This window comes from Devosia polycyclovorans, assembly GCF_042181575.1.
Classification (GTDB): Bacteria; Pseudomonadota; Alphaproteobacteria; order Rhizobiales; family Devosiaceae; genus Devosia; species Devosia polycyclovorans.
Map to the genome: position 1 here is coordinate 1,218,996 of NZ_CP170082.1, position 12,746 is coordinate 1,231,741.

The window sequence follows — 12,746 nt, forward strand, 5'->3', positions numbered from 1 at the left end:
CAATGGTCGTCATCGCAAACTGGCCTTCAGCGCGCGAAGTAGCTTCCAAAGCTGTGATATTTGTAAAATCGTCCTGATTTGGTCGGGCTCTCCCAAAACCGCCCTGGGCCGCAGGCCGATAGACCAGAAAGTATGACAATTTCTGCGCCATCGACCTCAGGGAAGGCGATATTCACAGTTTCATAGTTGTAAAAATTTGGTATTGCAAGCTTGGGTTGTGTAAGATACCAGTATGGCGAACTGGAGTGTCAGATGGCAATTCTTAGTGCAGCAGATCGCAGTCAATTGGCGTTCCCTGACAGTGGGGAGACGCTCGCTGAAGTGTTGTCCGGCGTCGAATTGGACCAGCAGCAGGGTCTGGTTGGTCAGATCTACAGCGCCCTGTGGGACGCAATTGTCTCAGTGCGGATCAAGCCGGGTCGCATCATCTCGGAGTCAGAGCTTGGAGAGGCGTTCAAGGCGAGCAAGACGCCCGTGCGCGAAGCACTCATTCGTCTCGAAAATGCCGGGCTGGTCGAGGTCGTCCCGAAGAGTGGCACCTACGTCACGCCTATTCGCATAGAGCGCTACATTGAATCCTGCTTTGTCAGGCTGCAGTTGGAGAGCGGTGCCGTTCGGCGGGCTGCGCAGCGCAATCACGATGTTGCCCGGCTGGTGCAACTAGAAGCGATCCTGCAGCGACAGATCGCTGCCGTGGAAGCTGACGACTACGAACGCTTCTTCAATCTCGATCAGAGCTTGCATGAGAGCTTCTTCGAAATGGCCGGGATCAGCGGTGTTTGGGACGTCGTCAAGCGCTCCCAAGGTGACGTGAACCGCATTCGGCACCTCAAGCGCATCTACAACATCAAGCGTGGCCCCCTTGTCATCGCGCAGCACAAGGCGATTGTCGCGGCAATTCGCGCTGGCGAGCCTGATGCTGCCGAGGCGGCGCTTCGCGACCATCTGGGCAGCCTTGAGCGCGAGATTGACGAGCTGGCGGCTCATCCGGACCTGCTCGCCTTTATTGAAACACTCAACACTAGCCATGCGCGCTTTCGCGGCGCGCGCCGATCCTAGCGGTCGGCATAACTTTAGTCTGGGAGGACAAATGCCTGGAGTCTCTTTGAGCAGCATCGTGAAGCGTTACGGCGCGATCGAAGTTGTGCATGGCATTGATTTGGAGGTGGCCGAGCGCGAATTCGTCGTTCTCGTCGGACCGTCGGGCTGCGGCAAGAGCACAACACTGCGCATGATCGCCGGTCTCGAGGAAATTTCAGATGGCGATCTGGAGATTGATGGTCGCCATGTGAACCGCGTTGCACCAAAGGACCGCGACGTCGCAATGGTCTTTCAGAACTACGCGCTCTACCCCCATCTCAACGTGGCCGACAATATTGCCTTTGGCCTGCGCATCCGCGGCGAAAGCAAGGCGGCCATCCAGTCGGCAGTCACGGAAGTAGCAGGGATCCTGGGGCTGACGGAATATTTGGATCGCCGGCCGTCGGATTTGTCCGGCGGGCAGCGGCAGCGTGTTGCGATGGGTCGCGCGATTGTTCGTCGCCCCAAGGTTTTTCTGTTCGATGAACCTCTGTCCAACCTCGACGCCAAATTGCGCACCCAGATGCGGGCAGAGATCAAGCGCCTGCACAAGCGGTTGGGCGTCACTAGTGTCTATGTGACCCATGACCAGGTCGAGGCTATGACCTTGGCCGACCGCATCGTCATCATGAATGACGGGCATATCGAACAGATCGGCACACCCATGGATCTGTTCCGCAATCCCAAAAACACCTTTGTAGCCGCCTTTTTGGGTTCGCCGCCGATGAACCTGGTTTCAGCCAAAATCGTCGAGGGAGAAGGCAATCCAGTGGCTCAGGTCGGGGCGCAGAAAATCGCGCTGGCACCTCTGCCTGAACTGCAGAATGCTGCGGGACGTGCGGTCGTGCTGGGAATTCGTCCCGAATATGTAACAGTCGTGCGGGACGACGGTCCGGGCGCGATCCTGATTGCTCCGGACCTGATCGAAACGCTTGGCTCCGAGGCGCTCATCCATGCGACGCTCGATGGAGCTCCGTTCGTCATTCGTGCCGACACCCTGGGGCAACTCGACGTCATCGAGAATGTCACCGGCTTCACCATCGCCCCGCACCTGATCCGCGTATTTGATGCTGAGACTGGCGAGGCCCTGGCAGGCCAGGTGCACGAGCCATGAGCCACGATCCGCAACTCCTCGGCAACAAGACCGAGGAACTGGTCATCGAGGCGCGCGAAGCGCAGCGTCGCCGTGGGCATGGACGCGTGCAGCGCATCGGAGATCACATCCGGCGCGAATGGCAACTCTACCTGATGCTGATCCCGACGATCATCTGGCTGATCGTATTTCTCTACAAGCCTATGTACGGCCTGCAGATTGCCTTCAAGGACTACAGCGTCTTCCGTGGCATCGATGCCAGCCCGTGGGTGGGACTGGAGCATTTCGAGGTGCTGTTTGGGAATGACCAGTTCATTCGCGCCCTGCGCAACACGGTCATCATCAGTCTGATGAGCCTCGTTTTCGGTTTCCCGGTACCGATCATTCTGGCTCTGATGTTCAACGAGGTGCTGCATCAGACCTTCAAGAAGACGGCGCAGACCATCGTCTATCTGCCGCACTTCATTTCTTCGGTGATCATAGCCGGTATCGTCATCACCGCCTTCTCGCCTTCCGCAGGCATCGTCAACACGATCCTGGAGTGGTTCGGTATTGACCCGATCTACTTCTTGACCAAGCCCGAGTGGTTCCGCCCGATATTCGTTGGGACCGGCATCTGGCAGGAGGCGGGTTTCCAGTCGATCGTCTACCTGGCGGCCATCGCCGGTGTCTCGCCCACGCTCTATGAGAGTGCTGTGGTGGATGGTGCGTCGCGCTGGCAGATGATGTGGAAAATCACCATTCCCCTGATCATGCCGACGATCATCATCATGTTGATCATCCGCATCGGCAACATGCTCGAAGTCTCTTTTGAGATGATCATCCTGCTCTACCAGCCGGCGACCTATGAGACGGCCGATGTGGTGAACACATTCATCTACCGCCAGGGTCTGCAAGGCGGACAATACGACCTGGCGGCCGCCGCCGGACTGTTCAATGCGGTCGTTGCATTCGTCCTGGTCATGGCGGCGAACACCATCTCCAAGCGCTACTCGCGCACGTCACTGTGGTGAGGGGAGGCCAGCCATGACCAACATGAATCTCTATTCGCGCGGCGACAAGCTGTTCGTGGTCCTGAACATGGTTCTCATTGCCATGTTCGCGATTTCGACGCTCTACCCGTTCATCTACATCACCTCGCTTTCGCTCAGCACGGGCTTTGAGGCACGCGCGGGCAATGTGATCCTGACGCCTGTCGGCTTCACCTTGGAGGCCTATAAGCGGGTACTGTCCGAGCCGCTGTTCTGGATCTCGTACCGCAACACCTTCATCTACACGATCGGCGGCACGCTGATGAGCCTGGCGTTCATCATCCCCGGCGCCTACGCGCTGTCGCGGCCGCAACTGTTCGGGCGCCGGTTCTGGAACCTGATGGTGGCCTTCACCATGTGGTTCAACGCCGGCATGATCCCCTTCTTCCTGAACATGCGCGACCTGGGGCTGCTCAACAGCTATTTCGGCATCATCATCGGCTTTGCCGTCAACGGCTTCAACATCATCCTGCTGCGCAACTTCTTCGAGAACGTGCCCAAATCCTTCGAGGAAGCGGCCCGTATGGATGGCGCGAACGAATTCCAGGTGCTCTGGAAAGTCTACGTGCCGTTGTCCAAGCCGGCCATCGCAACTGTCGCCCTGTTCTGCATTGTATCGCGCTGGAACGGCTTCTTCTGGGCCATGGTGCTTCTGCAGGACGAAGACAAAATTCCGCTTCAGGTCTATTTGCGGCAGGTCATTGTCGAGTTGAGCGATGATGAAGAATTCGCCACGTCACTGCTGACTTCGTCCTATTCATTCGAAACGGTTAGTGCGGCGATTATCGTCTGCTCGATCATACCCATTCTTCTTATCTACCCGTTCCTGCAGAAATACTTCAGCAAGGGCATCTTGCTTGGGGGCGTGAAGGAATAAAGATTTTCGCTAAACAGGAGGAATATATGCGAAAACTAACACTAACGGGGGCTCTGCTCGGATTTACCGCGCTCACCACTCCGGGCTTTGCCCAGGACGATTTCCGCATCGTCGATGAGCCGCTTGAGCTGTCAATCCACATGCACTGGCCGCGCGCCCAGGGCTATGGCGTTGGCGGTTCGCCCAGCGAGATCTATCCGGTGGAGCGGGTTGCGCGTGAGCTGACCGGCATTCACCTGGTCGACCAGACCTCGGGCCGCAACACCACCGACAACGCCGAGGCGATGAACCTGCTCCTGGCCCAGGGGAATATGCCCGACATCGTCGGCGGCAACCTGATCAAGCAGCCGGTCAATCAGTACGGGCCGCAAGGCGCTTTCGTGCCACTGAATGACCTGGTCAAGGAACATGCTCCCAATATCCAGGCCTTCTGGGATGCTCATCCCGGCCTGATGGAGGCGATTTCTTCTGCCGATGGCAATTACTACTACATCCCCTACCTGCCTGACGGAAAGTATGGCCGCGCCTGGTATATCCGCCAGGACTGGCTCGACAAGCTCGGTCTCGAGCAGCCGCAGAATGTCGATGAACTCTACGAAGTGCTGGTTGCCTTCCGCGACCAGGATCCGAACGGCAATGGCAAGAAGGACGAGATCCCTTATTTTGCCAGGGATTGGGAAGAGGTCGTTCGTCTGCTCACCCTTTGGGATGCGCGATCGTCTGGTTCCGACACCTATCACGACTTCTACATCACCCCGGAAGGCAAGGTGGCCCATCCCTATGCGCAGGACGCCTATCGCGACGGTCTGGCCAATATCGCCAAATGGTATGCTGAAAGGTTGATCGATCCGGAAATCTTCACCCGTGGTTCCTCCGCCCGCGATTACCTGTTGTCGGAAAACCTTGGCGGTCTGACCCATGACTGGTTCGCTTCGACCTCGGGCTACAATGATGCGCTCAAGGACAAGATTGAAGGCTTCAACTTCATTCCATTCCTGCCGCCGGCATCAGCCAAGGGTGTGCGCATGGAAGAGCATCGCCGCATCCCGATCAAGCCCGACGGCTGGGCCATCAGCCACAGCAATGAGCACCCGGTCGAAACCATCAAGTACTTCGACTTCTGGTTCACAGAAACCGGACGCAACCTGGCGAATTTCGGTGTCGAGGGTGAAACCTGGGACATGATCGATGGCGAGCCGATCTACAAGCCAGAGGTGCTCAACAGCGACACGCCAGTCAACAGCCAAATGTATCTGGTCGGTGCTCAGATCTATCGCGGTTATTGGCAAGACTACCGCTACGAATGGCAGTGGACCGCTGAGGCAGCCCGGAAGGGCATCGAACTCTACGACCAGCATGACCTTCTCGTGGATCAGTTCCTCGGTGTGGCATTCAACCAAGAAGAACAGGCGGTCTACGACCAGTATTGGCCATCGCTTCGCTCCTACATGCTGGAGCGCCAGCAGGCCTGGATTCTCGGCTCGGGAGACGTCGAGGCGGAGTGGGATGCCTACATCAATACGCTCAATCGCATGGGCTATGACAAGGTTATCGAGGTCATGAATACCGCCTACGAGCGCCAGTACTCCTAAGCACGAACAGGCGATCTGCAGCTCCTCCCAGTTGCAGATTGCCCATGGCCCGCGGCCTCTCCCTAGGTCGCGGGCACGCTCTCCCCATACCCCGCAAGGACAACGTCATGAATTCCGCGGCAAAACACACGCGCCTGCTCGACCTGGAGCAACCTCTGGCGGCCCCGCTGACCACTCAATACAAACCGGCCGAAGGCGCCTCCGTGACTGAGAACCCGCCGCGGTTCAGCTGGTTGCCAGTGATCGACAGCGGTGCGCGCTATGCCCTGCGCGCGTCGCGCAATCCCGATTTCCCCCCAGGTGACACATATGAATTCACCGGCATTGACCTGAACTTCTTCACTCCCGACCGCCCCTTCGAGCCCGGCCACTATTTCTGGAGCTACGCGACCTGCGATGCATCGGGTGGCGGCGTCACCTCGACCTGGAGCAAGACGCGCGAGTTCGACATCGCCGAAGGCCTGCCGCAGACCCCGCTTGCTGATCGCAAGACGCGCTATGCAAAGAGTGAAACCGGCCATCCCCGGCTCTGGCTTACCGGCGCGCAGCTTGCATCCTTCAAGGCCGATCTGAAGGCCGACCCCAACCACTGTGGCTGGGAGAAGTTCTATGAAAAATCCGTGGTGCCCTGGCTCGACCGCGACATCATTCCCGAGCCGCCGCCCTATCCCGGCAACAAGCGTACCCCGGACGTCTGGCGCGCCACCTATATCCGGTGCCAGGAACTGATCTACGCGATCCGCCATATGGCCATCGCCGGCAAGGTCACCGGCGACGAGCGGTTCACTGCCCGAGCCAAGGAATGGCTTCTGTCCGTTGCTCAGTGGGATCCCGAAGGCACCACCTCGCGCACCTATACCGACGAATGGGCCTTCCGCGTCACAGTCGCACTGGCCTGGGGTTATGACTGGCTCTACGATGTGCTCAGCGATGACGAGCGCAATCTGGTTCGCAAGGCTTTGCTGGCCCGCACGCGACAGGTTGCCGACCACGTCATGCGGCACGCCAACATTCACGTATTTCCCTTCGACAGCCACGCCGTACGCTCGCTCTCTGCCGTGCTTGTGCCGGCCTGCATCGCCTTGCTAGGCGACGAGCCCGAGGCTGAAATCTGGCTCGACTACACCGTCGAATGGCTGTCCACCCTGTATTCGCCCTGGGGCGACGATGAAGGCGGCTGGGCCGAGGGTCCGCACTACTGGATGACCGGCATGGCCTACCTCACCGAGGCGGCCAATCTGCTGCGCGCCTTCATGGGCTTTGACCTCTATCAGCGCCCGTTCTTTCAAAAGACCGGCGATTTCCCGCTTTATACCAAGCCCCCGACCACTCGTCGGGCCACTTTTGGCGACGACTCGACCATGGGCGATCTGCCCTGCCTCAAGGTCGGCTACAACCTGCGCCAGTACGCGGGGGTAACCGGCAATGGCTACTATCAGTGGTATTTCGAGGAGCTGTGCCGCAACGATCCCGGCACCGAAATGGCCTTCTACAATTATGGCTGGTGGGATCTCATTTTCGATGACCTCGTCTACCGGCATGATTTCCCGGCCATCGAAGCGGTGCCGCCGGTCGACCAGGACAAATTACGCTGGTTCAAGGGCGTCGGCTGGGCGGCCATCCAGCACCGCGAGGATTCGCCGGATCATCACATCCACTTCGTGATGAAGAGCAGCCCCTATGGCTCGATCAGCCATAGCCATGGCGACCAGAATGCCTTCGTGATGTCCGCCTTCGGCGAAGACCTCGCCATCAATAGCGGCCACTACGTCGCCTTCAACAGCTCGATGCACAAGAACTGGCGGCGCCAGACCATCTCAAAGAACGCACTTCTGATTGACGGCAAGGGGCAGTATGCGGGCGCCGACAAGTCGATCGCGCTCAAGTCGGTTGGGGACCTCACCCATGCAGAGCAGCGCGATGACCACATCTACCTGCGTGGCGACGCGAGCGCTGCCTATGCGACCCTGACGCCCGAAGTGACGCGGGCGGTGCGTGAAGTCTATTTCATTCACGACAGCTACTTCCTGATCGTGGACAGCATTGATGCCGACAGCGAGGTCGGCATTGACTGGCTGCTGCACACCAACAGCCCGATGCAGATCGGTACTGACACGTTCCGCTACGCGGGAGATCGTGCCGGCTTTTATGGCCAATTCGTCTGGTCCTCGGCCGGAGCGCCAAGGATCGAGCAGTTCACGGGCTATGAAGGCGTGGACGAGAAGGAGATCGAGGGGCTCCCTATCAGTTCCCACATCAAGGCACGGGTTCCCAAGAGTACCCGCCACCGGCTGGCAACCCTTCTGGTGCCGTACCGGCTTTCCCAGCCGCGCCGGGTTTTTCACTTCCTCGACGACCAAGGCTACAACACAGACTTCTATTTCACCGATGAACAGCAACGCACGTTCAAGGTCGTGATCCAGAAGTCCTTTGAAGCCTGATCTATATATTGGAGCACAGACCATGAATATGAACGGAAAAGTGGCCCTGGTTACCGGTGGCGGCAGAGATATTGGCGGTGCGACTGCGCTTCGCCTGGCACAGGCCGGCGCCAGCGTTGCCATCAACTATTTCAAGAGCGCCGATGGCGCCAACAAGGTCGTGGCCGACATCGAAGCGGCTGGCGGCAAGGCTTTTGCCCTGGCTGGCGATATGACCAATCAGGATGACGTCGATGCCCTTGTCGAACGAACGGTCGAAGAGTTTGGTGGCATCGATATCGTCGCGCACATCACCGGTGGCATCATCGCCCGCAAGAAGCTGCCTGAATTGACCGTTGAACACTGGAATGCGGTGATGGACCTCAACGTCACCTCGTTGCTGCGTGTTGTCCGGACCGCGGTGCCGCATATGCGGGAAGGCGGCTCGATCGTCACCATGGCCTCGCAGGCCGGGCGCGACGGGGCTGGCCCCGGTGCCATCGCCTACGGGGCAGCAAAAGGCGCAATCATGACCATGACGCGCGGTCTCGCCAAGGAACTTGCACCGGCAATCCGCGTCAACTCCGTCTGCCCGGGCATGATCAACACAGACTTCCACAACATCTTCACCGCGCCCGAAGTGCGTGAAAAGGTGGCCGCCGCCACCCCGCTCAAGCGCGAGGGCCAGTCCACGGAAGTTGCCAATCTCGTAGCGTTCCTGGCCTCTGACGAAGCGGCCTTCCTGACTGGTGTCTGCTACGACATCAATGGCGGAACAGTGTTTTCCTGACGTAACCGGGGCCGCTCTCGGAGCGGCCCCGAGTTGGCTTGCATGGGAAGGGCGCGGTGCCGTTTTGCCCACATTTCTAGCGTGCTTCTCTTTGAGCTGTATGAAGACCGGGGGCCACGCATATCAGCCCCGCTAATCTTCTCTCGAGGCGCGCGGGGCCGGTGGAATTTGTGAGTCTCAGTTGGGCCAAGCTTGAGCAGCTGGGCAAGGAAACGCCTTCCCTGGCTGAACTCAACCCCACGCATCTAAGTCCGCCAGGTATCAATCTCTGGCAGAACCGGACAGTTCGCTGGCTGCCCCACTTCAGACCGGGCGGCGCGGAAGGGAAGCATGGGACCAGTGGCGGTGCAGAGTTATCTATTGATTTCAAAGCAGTAGGTGTTCGCGGTTTCGTTCTGACCGGCGCGCCAATTATTCCAATGACTTGGTGGATCTTCCCGCCTCGGTGCGGTCGACGGTTCGCAACCGGTTTGTAAAATCTGTGCTGCTTGCGTTCCCAAACTTGGTCATCGCTGACTGCGCCAGCGCCAGCGCCAGCGCCCGCGACATGTATTTCTCGAGTATCGCGGAGCAATTCACCTTCGATACCCGGGAGACCTGTCAGGCTCTAACGGGACGTCTATCGCACAGTCTCTGTGGTTTTAACCTATATTCCCTTCGCATCGCGCGCTAGCTTGGAGCCATTCGATGCAGGCGTCACCCGTGATGCACTAGCGCGAAACCGTCTTGGGTGAGCGCGCAGGCCTTTGGGGCAGCGAGTCGGCTGACGCCGGAGAGTTTGGGATGAATGTGGGCAAGCCGATTGCGTTCAGGACGCGCGGCCTCACCAAGACATATGGCGAGGGTCGCTCCACCGTGCACGCGCTGCGCGGCGTAGACCTCGATATCCCGCAGGGCGAAATTGTGGTTCTGCTCGGGCCGTCCGGGTCTGGCAAGTCGACCTTGCTCAACATCGTCGGTGGGCTGGACAGTGCCACCGAGGGTACGGCCCATTTCCTGGACCAGTGCCTGACGGAAATGAGCAGTTCCGCACTTACCCGGTATCGGCGCCAGCATGTAGGCTTCGTTTTCCAGTTCTACAACCTGATGCCGAGCCTCACCGCGCGCGAAAACGTCGAACTTGTCACCGAGATCGCCTCCGATCCCATGGATCCCGACGATGCCCTTGCTCTCGTCGGCCTGAGGGAACGAACCGATCACTTTCCTGCACAGATGTCGGGGGGCGAACAGCAGCGGGTTGCCATTGCCCGAGCAGTCGCCAAACAGCCTGACGTTCTGTTCTGCGACGAACCTACGGGCGCGCTGGACAGCGCCACGGGCCGGACCGTGCTGAGCGTGCTGCGGGACGTCAATGAAAAGCTGGGTTCCACCGTTCTGATGGTGACCCACAACGCAAACACTGCAGCCATGGCTGATCGGGTCATTCATTTCGCCGACGGCAATATTCGGGAGGTGATCGAGAACAAGAGCAAGCTGGATCCGGCGGCGATCGAATGGTGAGCCCGCTCAACCGGAAATTGCTGCGCGATCTTTGGCGCATCAAGGGGCAGGCGACCGCTATCGGCGTGGTGATCGGCGTCGGCGTGATGCTGCTGGTCATGATGACCGGGTTGACGGCCTCGCTGACGGAAACCCGCGATGCCTATTACGACCGATATCGGCTGGCCGATATATTCGCACCCGCCAGCCGCGCGCCTGAGCGCCTCACCACTCGGCTGGCGGCCATCCCGGGGGTGGCTGCCGTGCAATCGCGGGTCCAGGGCCGCGCTCTGATCGACATCCCAGGCCAAGTTTTACCGGTGCAGGCGCAGGCCGTATCGCTACCAGACCGAGGACGTCCCGCCATCAACGACGTCTATCTCACCGATGGCCGGCTTCCGGCGTCGGGCAGGCCAGACGAGATTCTTCTTCTGCAGAGCTTTGCGCTGGCCCATGGTCTTCACCCTGGAGATCAACTGAACGCCACCATGAACGGGGCGAGACGCAGCTTTGATGTGGTCGGTCTCGCCCAAAGCCCGGAGTTCCTCTACACGACGGCGCCAGGTGAACTGATACCGGATGATGCACGCTTCGGTGTCATCTGGATGAGCCGTTCAGGCCTTGCCGCGGCCTATGACATGAATGGCGCCTTAAACGAGGTGCTGCTCAGTCTGACCCGCGGCGCCAATCTGGAGGCGACACTCACGGCTGTCGACCGGCTTCTGGATCCCTATGGCGGCTTTGGTGCCTATGCGCGAGCCGACCAGACATCCAATCGGTTCGTCACCGAGGAGATTTCCGGGCTGGTTGCCGCCGCCATCGGCGTACCGCCAATTTTCCTGCTGGTGGCGGCCTTCCTGCTCTATATCGTGATTGGTCGCATTGTTCAGTCCGAACGCGGTCAGATCGGTCTGATGAAGGCCTTTGGGTACACCGACGGTGAATTGGGCGCCCACTACTCCAAACTCATTCTGGCCATTGCGCTCGGCGGCGCGCTGGCGGGCTGTCTCGCCGGCATTGCCGCGGGACGCGCGCTCGTGGGAGTCTACACCGACTACTTCAAATTTCCCTTCCTGGTGTTTCAGCTTGAACCGAGCTCCTTCCTTTCGGGAATCGCGGTGAGTCTGCTGGCCGCTTCCGCCGGAGGTTTCATGGTTTTGCGCCAGGTTTTTGCACTTTCGCCTGCCGCCGCAATGCGTCCGCCGACTCCGCCCGATTTCAGCCGCGCCGGGCATCTGAGCGGGGCGCTGGGGCGCATTCTCGATCAGCCTTCCCGCATGGTGCTGCGCCGCATAATTCGACAGCCCGGTCGCATGGCTGCCTCCATGCTGGGCATAGCCCTCGGGATGGCACTCTCGGTGGCAATGATCACGATTTACGCTGGTTTCGATCGCACGATCGACCTGTCCTTTTCAGTCGTGGATCGCAGCGATGTGCGCGTTGGTTTCACACACCCGGTAAGCACCAAGACGCTATTCGAACTCGATCGCCTGCCTGGCGTCGTACGTGTCGAGGCGACGCGCACGGTTCCAGCGGTAATGAGTAACGGCTTGCACACTTATCGCGGCGGGCTCATCGGCATTTCGGCCGGCGCCGAGCTCAGTCGTGCAATTGATCGCGAACTGGAGCCCATTCTCCTGCCCCCACGAGGCGTCGTCCTGTCCTCGGCGCTGGCCCGTATTCTGGACGTTGAAATCGGCGATGTTCTGGATGTTGATGTACGCGAAGGACGGCAGCCGATCCTGCAACTCGCCGTCGCCGGCATCGCCGAAACCCTGCTTGGTTCACCCGCCTTCATGAGCCTTGAAGGCATGAACCGTGCCTTGGGCGACACTCGGCGCGTCTCAGGCGCCTACCTCATGATTGACCAGGCTTATGCCGACGACATCTATATGGCGTTGCAGAACATGCCCACAGTCGCAGGCGTGAGCCTGAAATCGCAGGCGCGCGACGCCTTCGTGACATTGATGAATACCGGGGCCGGCGCCATTCGATACGTCATGGGCGCGATAGCCTTCATCATCACCTTCGGAATTGTCTACAATGCGGCCCGGATCGCCTATGCCGAGCGCGCGCGCGATCTGGCCAGCCTGCGAGTAATAGGGTTTACCAGGGCAGAAACCGCCTTTGTTCTGCTTGGCGAATTGGCGGTCGTCACCCTGGTGGCGCTACCGGTCGGAGCGGTACTGGGATACTACCTGTCCTTCGGCATCGCAGCCGGCTTCTCGACCGATCTTTACCAGATCCCGGCCATATTCGATGGGCCCAGCCATGGCCAGGCGGCCCTCGTGGTCATGGCGGCTGCAATTGTTTCGGGCCTATTGGTCAAGCGCGACCTTGACCGCTCCGACCTCATCGAAGTGCTCAAGACCCGGGAATAGTGA

The 12,746-nt window shown here is 59.5% G+C and carries 9 protein-coding genes; all 9 read left to right on the top strand.

The genetic code is table 11. The features are described from left to right. Window positions 1-252: 252 nt before the first annotated feature. Window positions 253-1,059 (top strand): GntR family transcriptional regulator, encoded by an 807-nt coding sequence (locus ACE4RL_RS06250; RefSeq protein ID WP_375599649.1) that lies wholly within the window; start codon window positions 253-255, stop codon window positions 1,057-1,059. Window positions 1,060-1,090: 31 nt separating this feature from the next. After that, complete coding sequence (locus ACE4RL_RS06255) at window positions 1,091-2,194, top strand: ABC transporter ATP-binding protein (RefSeq protein ID WP_375599650.1); 1,104 nt, start codon at window positions 1,091-1,093, stop codon at window positions 2,192-2,194. Beyond that, window positions 2,191-3,186, top strand: a complete 996-nt coding sequence (locus ACE4RL_RS06260) for an ABC transporter permease (protein ID WP_375599651.1) — start codon at window positions 2,191-2,193, stop codon at window positions 3,184-3,186. The genes ACE4RL_RS06255 and ACE4RL_RS06260 overlap by 4 nt, the downstream gene beginning before the upstream one ends. Window positions 3,187-3,199: 13 nt before the next feature. Then, on the top strand, window positions 3,200-4,081 hold the full coding sequence (locus ACE4RL_RS06265; protein ID WP_350182485.1) for a carbohydrate ABC transporter permease: 882 nt from the start codon (window positions 3,200-3,202) through the stop codon (window positions 4,079-4,081). Between the two features lie 26 nt (window positions 4,082-4,107). Next, a complete protein-coding gene (locus ACE4RL_RS06270; RefSeq protein ID WP_375599652.1) occupies window positions 4,108-5,673 on the top strand; it encodes a sugar ABC transporter permease in 1,566 nt (521 codons plus the stop codon). Between the two features lie 107 nt (window positions 5,674-5,780). Beyond that, window positions 5,781-8,114 carry a DUF4962 domain-containing protein gene (locus ACE4RL_RS06275; protein ID WP_375599653.1) on the top strand — a complete coding sequence of 778 codons (2,334 nt, stop codon included), beginning with the start codon at window positions 5,781-5,783 and terminating at the stop codon, window positions 8,112-8,114. Window positions 8,115-8,136: 22 nt separating this feature from the next. Beyond that, window positions 8,137-8,883 carry an SDR family NAD(P)-dependent oxidoreductase gene (locus ACE4RL_RS06280; protein ID WP_375599654.1) on the top strand — a complete coding sequence of 249 codons (747 nt, stop codon included), beginning with the start codon at window positions 8,137-8,139 and terminating at the stop codon, window positions 8,881-8,883. Window positions 8,884-9,666: 783 nt separating this feature from the next. Then, entirely contained in the window at window positions 9,667-10,383 is a 717-nt protein-coding gene (locus ACE4RL_RS06285; RefSeq protein ID WP_116590468.1) for an ABC transporter ATP-binding protein, read from the top strand. After that, window positions 10,377-12,743: an FtsX-like permease family protein gene (locus ACE4RL_RS06290; RefSeq protein ID WP_375599655.1), complete on the top strand. Its 2,367-nt coding sequence runs from the start codon at window positions 10,377-10,379 to the stop codon at window positions 12,741-12,743. Before ACE4RL_RS06285 ends, ACE4RL_RS06290 begins: the two co-directional genes overlap by 7 nt. Window positions 12,744-12,746 lie beyond the last annotated feature (3 nt).